Consider the following 16,560-nt stretch of genomic DNA (forward strand, 5'->3'; position numbering starts at 1 on the left):
GATCGGACCGGACGGTGCAGTAACCGTGCCGTCACCGCTGGTCAACAGGTCGTCGGCCGGCCCGCCGCCGGCCCAGCAGCCACCCGGCCAGGGCGGACAGCACCAGCAGCCCGGCCACGACCAGCACGGCACCGAGGACGTGGCCGGCGGTCCAGAGCACCGCCCAGCGGTCGTCGTCGAAGGAGAGGGTCAGCCGGCTCTGGTACGCCGTCTCCGCCGGCAGGGGGGTGTAGGCGGCCCAGCCGCCGTCGGCCGGTGGCCCCGGCCGGTTGGCCCGCCAGAACAGCGCGACGCCCAGCGCGCACAGCACCGCCCCGAGGGCCAGCACCAGTCGGGGCGCCGCGCGCCTCACGCGGTGAGCTCTGCCGTCCACCGGTCGGCGGCGGCCCGCAGCGCACCCGCGTCCGGCCCGGCCTGCAGCACGTCGCGGGAGACGGTGGGGACGACGGCGCGTCCGGTCCCGAAGAGCCGGCGCAGGTCGGCGGCCGATCCGCCCTGGGCGCCCAGGCCCGGGGCGAGCACCGGCCCGCCGAGCCCGTCGAGGTCGACGTCGAGGTCGGGCAGGGTGGCGCCCACGACGACGCCGAACGAGCCCGTGCTCGGGCCCCACCGGCCCGCCATGTCGCGCACCGCGGCGATGTCGGGCAGCGGGTCGCCGACCACCCACCCCGGGGTGTTCCAGCCGCGCACGGTGTCGATGACGACCTGGGCGGCGGTCCGCTCCCCCACCAGCGCGTGCTGCAGCGTGCCGGCGCCCGGGTTCGAGGTGCGGGCCAGCACGAACAGCCCGCCGCCGTGCAGGCGGGCGGTGTCCACGGCCGGCTGCAGGGAACCCGGGCCCAGGAACGGGCTGACGGTCAGGGCGTCGACGGCGAGCGGGTGCTCGGGGCGCAGGTAGTCGGCGTAGGCGTCCATCGTGGAGCCGATGTCGCCACGCTTGGCGTCCAGCAGGACCAGCGCCCCGGCCGCCCGGGCCCGGACGACGGCGTCCTCGAGCACGGCCAGCCCGCGGGAGCCGTGCCGCTCGTAGAAGGCCAGCTGCGGTTTGAGCACCGCGACGTGCCCGGCCAGGGCGTCGACCACGGCGTCGGTGAACCGGGCCAGCCCGTCGGGGCTGTCCGGCAGCCCCCAGCGCTCCAGCAGCGGCACGTGCGGGTCGATGCCGACGCACAGCGGGCCGCGCGCGGCGACGGCGTCGGCCAGCCGCTCCCCGAAGGTGCCGCTCACGCCGCTGCCCCGGCGAGCTCGGTGACGCACGCGCGGGCGAGGAAGGGGTCGGCGAAGGCGCCGGTGGCGGTCTGCACGCCGGCCGCGCCGAGCCCCAGCAGCGCCGCGCAGCTCGCCGGGTCGGTCACCCCGCCCATCGCCAGGACGTCGAAGTCGAAGCCGCCGGCCGCCCGCAGGTCCAGCAGCCGGGCGGTGAAGTCCAGCGCGAGGTCGCGCACCGCCCGGCCGGAGACGCCGGCCAGCGGCCGCCCCGGGAAGGTGGGCCGGCCGTCGGGGCGCTGCACCGTGCACTGCACCGTGTTGATCGCGGCCACCCCGTCCAGGTGCGGCGCGATCCGCGGCAGCAGCCCGGCCAGGGCGGGTGCGTCCAGCCAGGACAGCTTGGCGACCAGCCCGGTGCTGCTGGACAGCGCGCGCCGGGTGGTCTCGACGATCGCGGTGGTCAGCTCGGCGTCCAGGCAGATCGGCGGCTGCACCCCGCCCCGTGCCGCGTCCAGCGCGTTGGGGCAGGACAGGTTGAGCTCGACCACCGGCGCGCCGGCGGACTCGGCCAGCCGCGCGGTCCGGGCGAAGTCCTCGGCGATCGCCTGCAGCTGCGGCGGGCCCTCGCCGTCGTCCTCACCCAGCACGCTGACCAGCAGCAGCTGGTCGTCGGCCAGGCAGCGGACGGCGGCGGCGACGTCCTCGGTCCAGACCGCCGGGTCCGGCGACGGCACTCCGAACGAGTTCGCCGACGTCACCGCCGGGTCGCCGGGCGGCACCCAGTCCGACGGCTCGGCGGTGACCACCGGCGGCGGTCCGTCGAGCGCGAACGGCTCGCGCACCCCGGGGACGAACGCCCAGTTGGGGAACTGGTTGGCCGCGCGCGCGCGGCTGCGGACGGTCTTGTAGGTGAGCAGGTTGAAGCCGTTGCCGGCCAGGTACTGCACCCAGGCGGCGGTGCCGGTCATCGGGCAGGCGGGCACGCCGATCGGGAAACCGGTCCGCCGGCCGAGCACCTGCCAGCTGCCGGCGGCCCGCGGGCGGACCGGCAGCCGTGGCCCCGGCGGCCCGACGCGCGCAGCCGCCACGTCGTCGGTGAGGGCGTACGCCGGGAAGCGCACCCCCGAGCGGGCCAGCAGCCGGTGCTGCCCGGTCGTGCTCAGCAGCCGGACCAGCGCGGGCAGGTCGTCGGCGCCCAGCCCGTCCCGGTCGAGTGCGGTCGTCAGCTCGGTGAGCCAGACCGGTTCGGGGGCGGAGGCGCCGTCCAAGCGGGCGACGGCGGCGGTGTGCAGGGCCCGGAGCACCGGGCCGGTCAGCCCGGCCGCGCGCGCCTCCCGGCCCAGCTCAGCCGCAGCGGTCGCGCCCCCGCCCCCCCTCACGCCGTGGTCCCGGCCGCCGCCTGGGCGGCGGCCAGCGACTCGTGCAGGTCCTGCAGGCTGCGCACCCCGATGTCGCCCCGGCGCAGCGACTCGACGCCCTGCACCGTGGCCGCCATGCCCTGCACGGTGGTGATGCACGGGATGCCGGCGCTCACCGCGGCAGCGCGGATCTCGTACCCGTCCAGCCGGGGGCCGCTGTTGCCCGGCGTGCCGAACGGGGTGTTGACCACCAGGTCGATCTCGCCGGCCAGGATCCGCTCGACCACGTTGCCCGGGCCCTGCGAGAACTTCCCGACCACCTCGCAGGCGACGCCGTTGCGGCGGAGCACCTGGGCGGTGCCCACCGTGGCGAGCACCCGGAAGCCGAGGTCGGCCAGCCGCTTGACCGGGAAGACCGCCGAGCGCTTGTCCCGGTTGGCCAGCGACACGAACACCGTGCCCCCGGTCGGCAGGTCGCCGTAGGCGGCGGCCTGGGACTTGGCGAACGCGGTGCCGAACTCCGCGTCGATGCCCATCACCTCACCGGTCGACTTCATCTCCGGCCCGAGCACGGTGTCCACCCCGTGGCCCTCCATGGTCCGGAACCGGTGGAAGGGCAGCACCGCCTCCTTCACCGCGATCGGGCCGTCGACCGGCAGGTCGGTGCCGTCCCCGGTGGCCGGCAGCACGCCCTCGGTGCGCAGCTGGGCGATCGTCTGGCCGACCGCGATCCGGGCCGCGGCCTTGGCCAGCTGCACCGCGGTCACCTTCGACACGAACGGCACCGTGCGGCTGGCGCGCGGGTTGGCCTCCAGCACGTAGAGGACGTCGTCCTTCAGCGCGTACTGCACGTTCATCAGCCCGCGCACACCGATCCGGGCGGCCAGCGCCTCGGTGGCCCGACGGATGGTGTGCAGGTCCTCGCCACCCAGGGTGATCGGCGGCAGGGCGCACGCCGAGTCGCCGGAGTGGATCCCGGCCTCCTCGATGTGCTCCATGACCCCGCCCAGGTACAGGTCGGTGCCGTCGTAGAGCGCGTCGACGTCGATCTCGACGGCGTCCTCGAGGAACCGGTCGACCAGCACCGGGTGGTCGGCGCTCACGTCGGTGGCCTTGGTGATGTAGGCCTCCAGCATGGCGTCCTCGTAGACGATCTCCATCCCGCGCCCGCCGAGCACGTAGGACGGCCGCACCAGCACCGGGTAGCCGATGGACGCCGCGATCGCCACCGCCTCGGCCGACGTCGTCGCCATGCCGTGCTTGGGCGCGAGCAGGCCGGTGTCGGACAGCACCCGGGAGAACTCCCCGCGGTCCTCGGCGGCGTCGATCGCCTCGGGGGACGTGCCGAGCACCGGGACGCCGGCGTCCTTGAGCCGCTGCGCCAGGCCCAGCGGGGTCTGCCCGCCCAGGGTGCAGATGACCCCGGCGACCGGACCGGCGGCGCGCTCGGCCTCCACGACCTCCAGGACGTCCTCGAAGGTGAGCGGCTCGAAGTACAGCCGGTCGGCGGTGTCGTAGTCGGTGGAGACGGTCTCCGGGTTGCAGTTGACCATCACCGCCTCGTAGCCGGCGTCCTGCAGGGCCATCACCGCGTGCACGCAGGAGTAGTCGAACTCGACGCCCTGCCCGATCCGGTTCGGCCCCGACCCGAGGATCAGCACCGCCGGCCTCTCCCGCGGCTCCACCTCGGTCTCGGAGTCGTAGGAGGAGTAGTGGTACGGCGTCCGGGCGGCGAACTCGGCGGCGCAGGTGTCCACGGTCTTGTAGACCGGCCGGATGCCCAGCCGCCAGCGCAGCGTGCGGACGCCGCCCTCCCCCGCCAGCTCCGGCCGCAGGACGGCGACCTGGCGGTCGGAGAGACCGTGCCGCTTGGCCCGGCGCAGCAGCTCCGGGGTCAGCGACGGCGCCTCCCGGACCTCCTCGCCGATCTCGTTGACCATGGCGATCTGGTCGACGAACCAGGTGTCGAACCCGCTGGCCTCTGCGACCTGCTCGACGGTGGCACCGGCGGCCAGCGCCCGCTGGGCGGTGTAGAGCCGGCCGTCGACCGGGGTGCGCAGCTGCTCCACCAGCGCCGCGGCGTCCGCGGGCTGGGCGGCGTCGGTCCAGAAGCCGGCCGCCGAGGTCTCGGTCGACCGCATCGCCTTGCCGAGGGCCTCGGTGAAGTTGCGGCCCATCGCCATGACCTCGCCGACGCTCTTCATCGTCGTGGTCAGCCGCGGGTCGGCCCCGGGGAACTTCTCGAAGGCGAAGCGGGGGATCTTCACCACGACGTAGTCCAGCGACGGCTCGAACGACGCCGGGGTGACCCCGGTGATGTCGTTGGTGATCTCGTCGAGGGTGTAGCCGATGGCCAGCTTCGCGGCGATCTTGGCGATCGGGAAGCCGGTGGCCTTCGACGCCAGGGCACTGGACCGCGACACCCGCGGGTTCATCTCGATCACGACCAGGCGACCGGTCTCGGGGTGGACGGCGAACTGGATGTTGCAGCCGCCGGTGTCCACGCCGACCTCGCGCAGCACGGCGATGCCGACGTCGCGCATCTGCTGGTACTCGCGGTCGGTGAGCGTCATCGCCGGCGCCACGGTCACCGAGTCACCGGTGTGCACGCCCATCGCGTCGATGTTCTCGATCGAGCAGATGACCACCACGTTGTCGCTGCGGTCGCGCATCAGCTCGAGCTCGAACTCCTTCCAGCCGAGCACCGACTCCTCGATCAGGACGGTGTGCACGGGTGAGTCGGCCAGGCCGTGGCCGGCCATCCGGCGCAGCATCGGCTCGTCGGTGGCGATCCCCGAGCCGAGCCCGCCCATGGTGAAGCTGGGCCGGATGACCACCGGGTAGCCGACCTCGGCGGCGGTGGCCAGCGCCTCGTCCACGGTCCCGCAGACCGTCGAGCGCGGGGCGTCGGCGCCGATGGAGCGCACGATGTCCTTGAACTTCTGCCGGTCCTCGCCGCGGTTGATCGCGTCGACGTCGGCGCCGATGAGCTGGACGCCGTACTTCTCCAGCACGCCGTTCTCGTACAGCCCGATGGCGAGGTTCAGCGCCGTCTGGCCGCCCAGGGTGGCCAGCAGCGCGTCGGGGCGCTCCTTGGCGATCACCCGCTCGACGAACTCCGGGGTCAGCGGCTCCACGTAGGTGGCGTCGGCGACCTCGGGGTCGGTCATGATCGTGGCCGGGTTGCTGTTGACCAGGCTGACCCGCAGCCCCTCGGCCTTGAGCACCCGGCAGGCCTGGGTCCCCGAGTAGTCGAACTCGCTGGCCTGGCCGATGACGATCGGCCCGGAGCCGATCACGAGCACGTGCTGCAGATCTGTCCGCTTGGGCATCAGGCGTTCTCCCCCGTGCTCGACTCGACGACGGGTGGAGGTGTCACCGCGTTGCCCTTCTTCGAAGCCGCCATCAGGTCGACGAACCGGCCGAACAGCGGGTTGGCGTCGTGCGGCCCGGCCGCCGCCTCCGGGTGGAACTGCACGCTGAACGCCGGGGCGTCGATCAGCCGCAGGCCCTCGACCACCTGGTCGTTGAGCCCGACGTGGCTGACCTCGACCGGCCCGAACGGGGTGTCGGTCGGCCGGTCCAGCGGGGCGTCGACGGCGAAGCCGTGGTTGTGGCTGGTGACCCGCACCGTGCCGCTGACCCGGTCCAGCACCGGCTGGTTCAGCCCGCGGTGCCCGAAGCGCAGCTTGTAGGTGCCCAGGCCGAGCGCGCGGCCGAGGATCTGGTTGCCGAAGCAGATGCCGAACAGCGGACGGCGGGCCTCCAGCACCCCGCGGACCGCGGCGACCGCGTAGTCGGCGGCCGCCGGGTCGCCGGGGCCGTTGGAGACGAACACGCCGTCCACCCCGTGCTCGAGCAGCTGCTCGGCGGTCGCGGTCGCGGGCAGCACGTGCGTCTCGACGCCGAGCTCGGCCAGGTACCGCGGGGTGGCGGTCTTGATGCCCAGGTCGAGCGCGGCGATGGTGAACCGCTTCTCCCCCACGGCCGGGACGACGTAGGGCTCGCTCGCGCTGACGCTCGGCGCCAGGTCCGCGCCGGTCATGCTCGGGCTCTCGGTCACCCGGGCCAGCAGCTCGTCCGCGCTCAGCTCCGTGCTGATCCCGGCGCGCATCGCCCCGCGGTCGCGCAGGTGCCGGGTCAGCGCGCGGGTGTCGATGCCGCTGATCCCCACCACGCCCTGGGCGACCAGCTCGTCGTCCAGGCTGCCGGTGGCCCGCCAGTTCGCCGGGCGGCGCGCGGGGTCGCGGACGACGAAACCGGCGACCCACATGCGGCGGCTCTCGTCGTCCTCGCCGTTCACGCCGGTGTTGCCGACGTGCGGCGCCGTCATGGTGATGATCTGGCCGGCGTAGCTGGGGTCGGTCAGCGTCTCCTGGTAGCCGGTCATCCCGGTGGAGAACACCGCCTCACCGACCGTCGTGCCGGTCGCGCCGTAGGCGTCGCCGTGGAAGGTCCTGCCGTCCTCGAGGACGAGGATCGCGTCGCTCACTTCTGTGCCTTCCCGTCCATCACGGTCGCCGCGCCCCGCAGGAACGTGGCGACCACCCGGCCGGGGAGCTCCCGGCCGGCATAGGGGCTGTTGCGGCTGCGGCTGGCCAGCGCGGCCGGGTCGACGGTGGCCCGGTGCGTGGGGTCCAGCAGCAGCAGGTTGGCCGGCTCGCCGACGGCGAGCGGGCGGCCGTGCCCGTCCAGACGGCCGATGGCCGCCGGCCGGACCGACATGCGGTCGGCGACGCCGCGCCAGTCGAGCAGCCCGGGCTCGACCATGGTCTGCACGACGATCGAGAGCGCCTGCTCCAGGCCGAGCATCCCCGGGCGGGCCGAGGCCCACTCGCTCTCCTTGTCCTCCACCGCGTGCGGCGCGTGGTCGGTGGCGACGGCGTCGATCGTGCCGTCGGCCAGCCCCGCCCGGAGCGCCTGGACGTCGGCGTCGCTGCGCAGCGGCGGGTTCACCTTGAACACCGGGTCGTAGGTCTCCGCGCACTCGTCGGTGAGCAGCAGGTGGTGCGGGGTGACCTCGGCGGTCACCTGGACCCCCCGCGACTTGGCCCAGCGCAGGATGTCCACCGAGCCCGCCGTCGAGACGTGGCAGACGTGCAGCCGGGCGCCGACGTGCCCGGCCAGCAGCACGTCACGGGCGATCACCGCCTCCTCGGCCGCGGCCGGCCAGCCGACCAGCCCGAGCCGGGCCGAGCGGTCGCCCTCGTTCATCTGGGCGCCCACGGTGAGCCGGGGCTCCTCGGCGTGCTGGGCGACGACGCCGTCCAGCGCCTTGACGTACTCCAGGGCGCGGCGCATCAGCGCCGGGTCGGCGACACAGTGCCCGTCGTCGGAGAAGACCCGCACGCGGGCGGCGGAGTCGGCCATCGCGCCGAGCTCGGCCAGCCGTTCCCCACGCAGGCCGACGGTCACCGCCCCGACCGGGACGACGTCGACCAGCCCGGCCTCCTGGCCCAGCCGCCAGACCTGCTCGACGACGCCGGCGGTGTCGGCGACCGGGTCGGTGTTGGCCATCGCGTGCACCGCGGTGAACCCGCCCAGCGCCGCGGCCCGGCTGCCGGTCTCGACCGTCTCGGCGTCCTCCCGGCCCGGCTCGCGCAGGTGGGTGTGCAGGTCGACCAGGCCGGGCAGCGCGACCAGCCCGGCCGCGTCGACCACCTGGGCGCCGTCGGCCGCCAGGCCCGGCCCGATCGCGGCGATCCGGCCGTCCTCGATGCGGATGTCGACGGCGTCCTCGCCGTAGGGGCGGGCGCCCTTGATCAAGATGGTGCTCACTCGGGTGCGCCTCCCAGCAGCAGGTACAGGACGGCCATGCGCACGCTCACGCCGTTGCCGACCTGGTCGACGATCGTGGAGCGGGCCGAGTCGGCCACCTCGGCGGCGATCTCCATGCCGCGGTTCATCGGGCCGGGGTGCATGACGATCGCGTCGTCCGGCAGCACCGCCATCCGGCGGGCATCCAGGCCGTAGCGGCGGCTGTACTCGCGGGCGCTGGGGAAGAACGAGGCGTTCATCCGCTCGGCCTGCACCCGCAGCATCATCACCACGTCGGCCTTGGACAGGACGGCGTCCAGGTCGTAGCTGACCTGCACCGGCCAGCTGCCCACCCCCACGGGGAGCAGCGTCGGCGGCGCGACCAGCGTGACCTCGGCGCCCAGGGTCGACAGCAGCCACACGTTGGAGCGGGCCACCCGGCTGTGCAGCACGTCGCCGACGAGGACCACCCGCACCCCGTCGAGCCGGCCCAGCCGCTGCCGGATCGTGTAGGCGTCCAGCAGTGCCTGGGTCGGGTGCTCGTGGGTGCCGTCGCCGGCGTTCACGACGCTCCCCTTCACCCACTGCGCCAGCCGGTGCGGGGCGCCGGAGGCCTGGTGCCGGATCACGATCGCGTCGCTGCCCATCGCCTCCAGGGTCAGCGCGGTGTCCTTCAGGCTCTCGCCCTTGGAGACGCTGCTGCCCTTGGCGGAGAAGTTGATGACGTCGGCGGAGAGCCGCTTGGCCGCCAGCTCGAAGGAGATCCGGGTGCGGGTGGAGTCCTCGTAGAAGAGGTTGACCACGGTGCGCCCACGCAGGGTGGGGAGCTTCTTGACCTCTCGGCCGGCGAGCGCCGACTCGATCTGGCCGGCGGTGTCCAGGACGAGGGTCGCGTCGGCCCGGTCCAGGTCCGCGGCCTCCAGCAGGTGCCGCTTCACGCGTCCGCCCCCTCGGTCAGCAGGACCTCGTCGAGCCCGTCCACCTCGGCCAGGTGCACCTTCACCGACTGCGTGCGCGAGGTCGGCACGTTCTTGCCCACGTAGTCGGCCCGGATCGGCAGCTCCCGGTGGCCGCGGTCGACCAGCACCGCCAGCTGCACCGCGCGCGGGCGGCCGAGGTCACGCAGCGCGTCCAGGGCGGCGCGGACCGACCGGCCGGAGAACAGGACGTCGTCGACGAGCACCACCAGCCGGCCGTCGACCCCGGCCTCCGGCAGCCGGGTGTCCTCCAGCGCACGGACGCCGCGCAGCCGCAGGTCGTCGCGGTAGAGGGTGATGTCGACGGTGCCGACGTCGACCGTCGTGCCGCTGAACGCCTCGATCCGGGCGGCCAGCCGGCGGGCCAGGGGGGCGCCGCGGGTGGGGATGCCGACGAGCACCAGGTCGGCGAGGCCACCGTCGGAGGCACCGGCGGGCGAGGCGCTCGCGGCCCGCTCGATCAGCTGGTGGGCGATCCGGTCGACCACCCGGGCGACGTCGTCCGCGCTCAGCAACGGCGGGGGGCCACCGGCGGCGGGCTCGGTGGGCGGTGGTGCGGGCAGCTCTGATGACATGGTCATCAAGCCTCCTTCCCCGCCTCACGGGACGGGTCGTTAAAGGAGATCTGCGCCGCCGGCCGGAGTGGCCGACGGCGAGTGGGACCGGCGACGACGGTACTGCACCGGCGCAGGTGACCCGCATCGCGCCCGGGAGACAACCACGTGAACGGGATCTGACCCGTTGGGGGCTCCCGGACTGTCGCCGCGCGAGCTGTGCCAGTACTCTGCGTGACCAGAACCGTTCCCTACCGACGACAGTCAGTGAGCAGAGGTCATGAGCACCGACTACTCCAGGGCGCTGGGCGCCCGCCTGCGGGCCATCCGCAACCAGCAAGGGCTGTCGTTGCAGGGCGTGGAGGACAAGTCCCACGGCCGCTGGAAGGCCGTCGTCGTGGGCTCCTACGAGCGCGGCGACCGGGCGGTCACCGTGCAGCGGCTGTCCGAGCTGGCCGTCTTCTACGGCGTCCCCGTCTCCGAGCTGCTGCCCGACCCGCGGCCGAGCTCCGCGGTCACCAAGAGCACCAAGATCGTGCTCAACCTGGAGTCGCTGGGCTCGCTGCCGGCCGACGAGGCCGGCCCACTGGCCCGGTACGCCTCGACCATCCAGGCGCAGCGGCACGACTACAACGGCAAGGTGCTCTCGATCCGCGCCGAGGACCTCAAGTCGCTGGCGATCATCTACGACATGAGCCCCGACGAGCTCACCACGCGGCTCATCGAGTGGGGTGTGCTCTCCCCGGGCGCCGACGGCGTCGGCTACGCCACCGAGGACGACGACGAGGCGAACTGGGGCGACCGCCGCCGCGCGCCGCGCTAGCAGGACCTGACGCCGATGGCCCACTCCGCGCTGCGGAGTGGGCCATCGGCGTCAGTGGCCCCGTTGCAGGGCCCCGCCGCGAGCCTGCGAGTGGTGGGGGGCAACGGGGTCCTTCATCAGGTGGGGATCTCGGCGCGGACGATGCCGCCGAGGACTCCGTTCACGTAGGCCGGCGAGTCGTCGGTGGACAGCGCCTTGGCCAGCTCCACCGCCTCGTCGATCACCACCGCGTCGGGGACGTCGTCGACCCACAGCAGCTCGTAGACCGCCATCCGCAGGATGGCCCGGTCGACGTCGGGGAGCCGGTCCAGCGACCAGCCGGAGGCGTGCTCCTCGATCAGCTCGTCGATCCGGGCCTGCTGCCCGACGACGCCCTCGACCAGCCGGACGGCGTGCTCGGGCACCGGCGGGTTGCCGTCGGCGACGCGGTCGCGCAGGACCGCGAGCGGGTCGCTGGAGCGCAGGTCGGCCTCGTAGAGGACGTCGACCGCGCGCTTGCGCGCCTTGGAACGGGCTGCCACGAGGTCAGCTGACCCGGCCGAGGTAGCGGCCGTCGCGGGTGTCGACCTTCAGCTTCTCGCCGGTGGTGATGAACAGCGGCACCTGGATCTCCGCGCCCGTCTCCAGGGTCGCCGGCTTGGTGCCGCCGGTGGAGCGGTCGCCCTGCAGGCCCGGGTCGGTGTGCTGCACGACCAGCTCCAGGGTCACCGGCAGCTCGACGTACAGCGGGGTGCCGTCGTGCACCGCCACGATGACCTCGGTGTTCTCCAGCAGGTAGTCGGCCCCGCTGCCCAGCGTCGCGGCCGAGACCGGGATCTGGTCGAAGGTGTCGCCGTCCATGAAGACGTAGTCGGCGCCGTCCTGGTAGAGGTAGGTCATCGACCGCTTGTCGACGTTCGCCGTCTCGACCTTCGTGCCGGCGTTGAACGTCCGGTCGACGACCTTGCCGGAGAGCACGTTCTTCAGGGTCGTGCGCACGAAGGCGCCGCCCTTGCCCGGCTTCACGTGCTGGAAGTCGGTGACGGTCCACAGCTGGCCGTCGAGGTTGAGGACGGTGCCGTTCTTGAGGTCGTTGGTGGTAGCCATCTAGAGGACCAGCAGTTCCTTGCTCGTGAGGGTCAACAACTCGGGCTCGTCGTCCGTGACGATCAAGGTGTCCTCGATCCGGACACCGCCGTGGCCGGGCAGGTACACGCCTGGTTCCACGGTGACGGCCATGCCAGCGGCCAGGGTACCTGCGCCCAGCGCCGAGATGCCCGGAGCCTCGTGGATCTCCAGGCCGACACCGTGCCCGAGGCCGTGGGTGAAGTGCTCACCGTGCCCGGCGGCGACGATCACGTCGCGGGCCGCGGCGTCCACCGCGGTCACCTCGGTGCCCACCGCGAGCGCCGCGCGACCGGCCGCCTGCGACGTCGCCACCAGCTCGTACACCTCGCGCTGCCAGTCCGCGGCGTGCCCGAGCACCAGGGTGCGGGTCATGTCGGAGTGGTAGCCGTCGACGGTGGCCCCGAAGTCGAGCTTGAGGAAGTCGCCCTCGGCCAGCTCGGTGGAGTCGGGCCGGTGGTGCGGGATGGCGGAGTTCGCCCCGGTCGCCACGATCGTCTCGAAGCTCGGCGCCTCGGCACCCAGGGCGAGCATCCGCGCGTCCAGCTCCCGGCCCACCTGCAGCTCGGTGCGCCCCGGCCGCAGCGCGCCCTCGGCGGCCAGCTCGGCGAGTGCGGCGTCGGCGACCGCGCAGGCCCGGCGGAGCGCCTCCACCTCGCCCTCGTCCTTGATCGCCCGCAGCGCCTCGACCGCCCGCCGGACGCTCACCAGCTCCACTGCCGCGCCGTCCTCACCCAGCAGCCGCTCGAGGCCGCGCAGCTCGTCGACGGTCACGACGTGGGACTCGAAGCCCAGCCGGGTCGCCCCGCCGGTGCGTGCGGCACGGGCCAGGGCGGGCATCGTGGCGCGGTCGACCAGCAGCTCCACGTCGGGCACCTGGGTGCCGGCCTGGGTGGTGTACCGGCCGTCGGTGCCGAAGACGTCGGCCCCGTCCACGCGCAGCAGCAGCGCGCCGTTGGAGCCGGTGAAGCCGGTCAGGTACCGGACGTTGAGCAGGTCGGTGACCAGGACGGCGTCCAGCCCGGCCGATGCCGCGGTGGCGCGCAGCCGGTCCCGGCGGCCGGCCTCGGGCCGGGTCATCGTGCGCCCCGGGCGGCCAGGTGGCGCAGCGCCAGCTCGTAGCCCTGCACGCCGAGCCCGACGATCACCCCGTCGGCGACGGCGGAGACGTAGGAGTGGTGCCGGAACGGCTCTCGGGTGTGCACGTTGCTGATGTGCACCTCCACCACCGGGGCGGGCACCGCGGCCAGCGCGTCACGCAGGACGACGGAGGTGTGCGACCACCCACCGGGGTTGATCACCACCGGGTCGCCGGCGTCGGTGGCGTCGTGCACCCAGCCGAGCAGCTCGCCCTCGGAGTCGGTCTGCCGGACGACGACGTCCAGCCCCAGCTCGGCGGCGGCGGCCTCGATGAGCTGCACCAGCTCGGCGTGCGTGGTCGTGCCGTAGACCTCGGGCTCGCGGGTGCCGAGCCGGCCGAGGTTGGCGCCGTTGAGCACCTGGATCGTCATGCACGGTCTCCGTTCACGGCTGCCCAGGCGGCGTCCAGCCAGGCCTGGTCGGGGTCGGTCAGGATCGCCGGCGCGCCCAGCCCGTCGAGGACGACGAAGCGCAGCGAGGCACCGCGGGCCTTCTTGTCCACCCGCATCACCGACTGCAGCTGAGCCCAGTCGCCCCGGTAGGTGGTCGGCAGCCCCAGGGCGGCGACCAGCTCGCGGTGCCGGTCGGCGTCGGCGCGGGACAGCCGCCCGGCCTGGCAGGCGAGCTCGGCGGCGAACACCAGCCCGACCGCCACGGCCTCGCCGTGCCGCCAGCCGAAGTCCTCGACCCGCTCGATCGCGTGCCCCAGGGTGTGCCCGTAGTTGAGGAACTCCCGGCGTCCGGTGTCGTAGAGGTCGTCGGCCACGGCGTCGGCCTTGACCTGCACGGCGCGGGCGATCAGCTCGGCGGTGTCGGCCCGGCCGGTGGGATCGGCCGCCAGCAGCTCGAGGATGCGCCCGTCGGCGATGAACCCGCACTTGACCACCTCGGCGAGCCCGGACCGGAACTCCGCCTCGGGCAGGTCGGCCAGCGCATCGGTGTCGGCCAGCACCGCGGCCGGCGGGTGGAAGGCGCCGACCAGGTTCTTGCCGGCGGCGGTGTTGATGCCGGTCTTGCCGCCGACCGCGGCGTCCACCATGGCCAGCAGGCTGGTCGGCACCTGCACCACCCGGATCCCGCGGGTCCAGGTGGCGGCCAGGAAGCCGGCCAGGTCGGTGACCGCTCCCCCACCGATGCCCACCACGGCGTCGGACCGGGTGAGCCCCAGCCGGCCGAACTCCTCCCAGGCGCCGGCGGCGACCTCGGCGGTCTTCGCAGCCTCGCCGTCGGGGACGACGACCGCCTCGGCGGCGATCCCCGCCTGCTGCAGCGTCTCGACCGCGGCACCGGCCGCGGCCGCCAGCGCCCGGCTGTGCACCACGGCAGCGCGGGCGGTGCCGTCGAGCACCAGGCCGAGCTGCGCCTGCACACCCGGGCCGATGAGGACGTCGTAGGGCCGGTCACCGCCGACGGTGATCCGCTGGGCGGTCACGGGGTGCCCGCCCCGACGGCGGCGAGCACGTCGGCCACCACGTCCTCGACCGGACGGGCGGAGGTGTGGACGGTCGCGGTGGCGACCTCGGCGTAGAGCGGGGCGCGGGTCTCGAGCATGGTCCGCAGCATGGCGCGTGGGTTGACCGCCAGCAGCGGGCGGTCCCGGGACAGACCCACCCGCCGGGCCGCCGACGCGACGTCGACGTCCAGCCAGACGACCGCCCGGCCGGCCCGCCCGTGGGCGACCAGCCGCTGGCGGGTCGCCGCGCTGGTGACCGCGCCGCCGCCGAGGGCCAGCACCCCGGCGTGCTCGGCCAGCGCCCGGGCCACGGCCTGCTCCTCCAGCGCCCGGAAGTGCGGCTCGCCCTGCTGCACGAAGAGGTCGGCCACCGTCGTCCCGGTCTGGGCCTCGACGTCGGCGTCGGTGTCCCGGAACGGCAGGCCCAGCGCCTGGGCGACCGCCGCGCCCACCGTCGTCTTGCCCGACGCCGGCGGGCCGACCACGACCAGCGCGGGGCCGGTCACCGGTAGGTCAGGGCGTCGAGGTACCCCTGCACGTTGCGGCGGGTCTCCGGCACGGAGTCCCCGCCGAACTTCTCCAGCACCGCGTCGGCGAGCACCAGGGCGACCATCGCCTCCATCACCACGCTGCCGCGCGGCACGGCACAGGCGTCGCTGCGCTGGTTGATCGCGACGGCGGCCTCGCCGGTGGCGGTGTCGATCGTGGCCAGCGCGCGCGGCACGGTGCTGATCGGCTTCATCGCGGCGCGCACCCGCAGCACCTCGCCGTTGGTCATGCCGCCCTCGATGCCGCCGGCCCGGTCGGTGCGCCGGGACAACCGGTCGCCGTCCACGTCGATCTCGTCGTGGGCGACCGAGCCGCGCCGGCGGGCGGTCTCCAGCCCGTCACCGACCTCGACCGCCTTGACCGACTGCACGCCCATCAGCGCCCCGGCCAGCCGGGAGTCCAGCCGGCGGTCCCAGTGGACGTGGCTGCCCAGGCCCGGCGGCAGGCCGTGGACGACGACCTCGATCACCCCGCCCAGGGTGTCGCCGGACCGGCGGGCGTCGTCGATCTCCGCGGTCATCCGCGCGCTGGTGGCCGGGTCGGCGCAGCGCACCGGGTCCTCGTCCAGCCGCGGGTTGTCCTCCGGGCCGGGCAGCACCCCGTCGGGGACGGTGACCGGCCCGATCCCCACCACGTGGCTGACCACCCGCACCCCGAGCACCTGGTGCAGGAAGGCCTGCGCCACGGTGCCCAGCGCGACGCGGGCCGCGGTCTCCCGCGCGCTCGCCCGCTCCAGCACCGGGCGGACGTCGTCGAAGCCGTACTTCTGCATGCCGGCGAGGTCGGCGTGGCCGGGCCGGGGACGGGTGAGCGGGGCGTTGCGCGCCTGCCCCTCCAGCACCTCCGGGTCGACCGGGTCGGCGGCCATGACGCTCTGCCACTTCGGCCACTCGGTGTTGCCGACCTGGACGGCGATCGGCCCGCCCTGGGTCACCCCGTGCCGGACGCCGCCGGTGAGGGTGACGACGTCCTCCTCGAAGCTCATCCGTGCGCTGCGGCCGTGGCCGAGCCGGCGGCGGGAGAGCTGGACGTCGAGGTCGGTGGTCTGCACCCGCACCCCGGCGGGCAGCCCCTCCAGGATGGCGGTGAGCTGTTGACCGTGCGACTCACCTGCGGTCAACCAGCGCAACATGCCGGAGATTCTAGAAGGAGCCCCTCTCCCACCGTCCGCCGCGGGCTGCGGACGGGCCCCGGGGCGGCGGCCTCACGGCAGCGGCGCGGCCAGCGCCAGGGCGACGTAGGCGCCGGCCAGCAGCGGCGGGCCGAACGCCACGGCGGTGCGCCAGCCGGCCCGCCCCAGGGCGATCAGCAGCAGCGCGCCCAACGCACCGAGCACGAAGCCGGCCAGCACCCCGGCCAGGAGCACGCTCCAGCCCACCCAACCCAGCAGCAGACCGAGCAGGCCGAGCAGCTTCACGTCGCCGCCGCCGAACGCGCCGGGCTGCACCAGCCGGGCGACGGTGCCCAGCCCCCAGGCGACAGCGCCGGCTGCCACGGCCCGGCCCAGCGCGGGCCAGGTGCCCAGCACGGCGGCGTCCACGGCCAGGGCGAGGACGCCGACCGCGGCCGCGGGGAGGACGACCCGGTCGGGCAGCCGGTGCCGGGCGAGGTCCACCCCGGCCAGCACCACGGCGGC

At 74.4% G+C, this 16,560-nt stretch carries 17 protein-coding genes; 1 reads left to right on the plus strand and 16 read right to left on the minus strand.

What is annotated here, in order from left to right; all coding sequences use genetic code 11:
* Positions 1 to 31 precede the first annotated feature (31 nt).
* Genes IN07_RS08200 through pyrR form a run of 8 tightly spaced genes read right to left on the minus strand, consistent with a single transcriptional unit; the run spans position 32 to position 9,882 of the window.
* Positions 32 to 352, minus strand: a complete 321-nt coding sequence (locus tag IN07_RS08200; protein WP_156119084.1) for a hypothetical protein — start codon at positions 350 to 352, stop codon at positions 32 to 34.
* Positions 349 to 1,227: an orotidine-5'-phosphate decarboxylase gene (pyrF, locus tag IN07_RS08205; protein ID WP_036335035.1), complete on the minus strand. Its 879-nt coding sequence runs from the start codon at positions 1,225 to 1,227 to the stop codon at positions 349 to 351. Before pyrF ends, IN07_RS08200 begins: the two co-directional genes overlap by 4 nt.
* A complete protein-coding gene (locus tag IN07_RS08210; RefSeq protein WP_052091031.1) occupies positions 1,224 to 2,588 on the minus strand; it encodes a beta/alpha barrel domain-containing protein in 1,365 nt (454 codons plus the stop codon). The genes pyrF and IN07_RS08210 overlap by 4 nt, the downstream gene beginning before the upstream one ends.
* Complete coding sequence (carB, locus tag IN07_RS08215) at positions 2,585 to 5,899, minus strand: carbamoyl-phosphate synthase large subunit (RefSeq protein ID WP_036335036.1); 3,315 nt, start codon at positions 5,897 to 5,899, stop codon at positions 2,585 to 2,587. Before carB ends, IN07_RS08210 begins: the two co-directional genes overlap by 4 nt.
* Positions 5,899 to 7,059 (minus strand): glutamine-hydrolyzing carbamoyl-phosphate synthase small subunit, encoded by a 1,161-nt coding sequence (gene carA / locus IN07_RS08220; protein WP_036335039.1) that lies wholly within the window; start codon positions 7,057 to 7,059, stop codon positions 5,899 to 5,901. Before carA ends, carB begins: the two co-directional genes overlap by 1 nt.
* A complete protein-coding gene (locus IN07_RS08225) occupies positions 7,056 to 8,345 on the minus strand; it encodes a dihydroorotase (protein WP_036335040.1) in 1,290 nt (429 codons plus the stop codon). Before IN07_RS08225 ends, carA begins: the two co-directional genes overlap by 4 nt.
* Positions 8,342 to 9,262 carry an aspartate carbamoyltransferase catalytic subunit gene (locus IN07_RS08230; RefSeq protein WP_036335042.1) on the minus strand — a complete coding sequence of 307 codons (921 nt, stop codon included), beginning with the start codon at positions 9,260 to 9,262 and terminating at the stop codon, positions 8,342 to 8,344. The genes IN07_RS08225 and IN07_RS08230 overlap by 4 nt, the downstream gene beginning before the upstream one ends.
* A complete protein-coding gene (gene pyrR / locus IN07_RS08235; protein WP_081975271.1) occupies positions 9,259 to 9,882 on the minus strand; it encodes a bifunctional pyr operon transcriptional regulator/uracil phosphoribosyltransferase PyrR in 624 nt (207 codons plus the stop codon). The genes IN07_RS08230 and pyrR overlap by 4 nt, the downstream gene beginning before the upstream one ends.
* Before the next feature lie 253 nt (positions 9,883 to 10,135).
* Here pyrR and bldD point away from each other — a divergent pair, with 253 nt between their 5' ends.
* A complete protein-coding gene (gene bldD / locus IN07_RS08240) occupies positions 10,136 to 10,678 on the plus strand; it encodes a transcriptional regulator BldD (protein ID WP_052091032.1) in 543 nt (180 codons plus the stop codon).
* 116 nt (positions 10,679 to 10,794) lie between these two features.
* Here bldD and nusB read toward each other — a convergent pair whose 3' ends face one another.
* The 8 genes from nusB to IN07_RS08280 all read right to left on the minus strand — a co-directional run.
* Entirely contained in the window at positions 10,795 to 11,199 is a 405-nt protein-coding gene (nusB, locus tag IN07_RS08245) for a transcription antitermination factor NusB (protein ID WP_036335044.1), read from the minus strand.
* Between the two features lie 4 nt (positions 11,200 to 11,203).
* On the minus strand, positions 11,204 to 11,764 hold the full coding sequence (gene efp / locus IN07_RS08250) for an elongation factor P (protein ID WP_036335045.1): 561 nt from the start codon (positions 11,762 to 11,764) through the stop codon (positions 11,204 to 11,206).
* A complete protein-coding gene (locus IN07_RS08255; RefSeq protein WP_036335048.1) occupies positions 11,765 to 12,862 on the minus strand; it encodes a M24 family metallopeptidase in 1,098 nt (365 codons plus the stop codon).
* Positions 12,859 to 13,293 (minus strand): type II 3-dehydroquinate dehydratase, encoded by a 435-nt coding sequence (gene aroQ, locus IN07_RS08260; RefSeq protein WP_036335050.1) that lies wholly within the window; start codon positions 13,291 to 13,293, stop codon positions 12,859 to 12,861. The genes IN07_RS08255 and aroQ overlap by 4 nt, the downstream gene beginning before the upstream one ends.
* The gene (gene aroB, locus IN07_RS08265; protein WP_036335051.1) at positions 13,290 to 14,354 is read right to left on the minus strand and encodes a 3-dehydroquinate synthase; all 1,065 of its coding nucleotides are present in this window, start codon (positions 14,352 to 14,354) and stop codon (positions 13,290 to 13,292) included. Before aroB ends, aroQ begins: the two co-directional genes overlap by 4 nt.
* The gene (locus IN07_RS08270) at positions 14,351 to 14,881 is read right to left on the minus strand and encodes a shikimate kinase (RefSeq protein WP_036335053.1); all 531 of its coding nucleotides are present in this window, start codon (positions 14,879 to 14,881) and stop codon (positions 14,351 to 14,353) included. The genes aroB and IN07_RS08270 overlap by 4 nt, the downstream gene beginning before the upstream one ends.
* Positions 14,878 to 16,056 carry a chorismate synthase gene (aroC, locus tag IN07_RS08275; protein WP_036335055.1) on the minus strand — a complete coding sequence of 393 codons (1,179 nt, stop codon included), beginning with the start codon at positions 16,054 to 16,056 and terminating at the stop codon, positions 14,878 to 14,880. The genes IN07_RS08270 and aroC overlap by 4 nt, the downstream gene beginning before the upstream one ends.
* Before the next feature lie 72 nt (positions 16,057 to 16,128).
* A partial coding sequence (locus tag IN07_RS08280) for a prepilin peptidase (RefSeq protein ID WP_036335081.1) occupies positions 16,129 to 16,560 on the minus strand: 432 nt, incomplete at its 5' end.

The organism is Modestobacter caceresii, from assembly GCF_000761485.1.
In the GTDB taxonomy this organism is placed as follows: domain Bacteria; phylum Actinomycetota; class Actinomycetes; order Mycobacteriales; family Geodermatophilaceae; genus Modestobacter; species Modestobacter caceresii.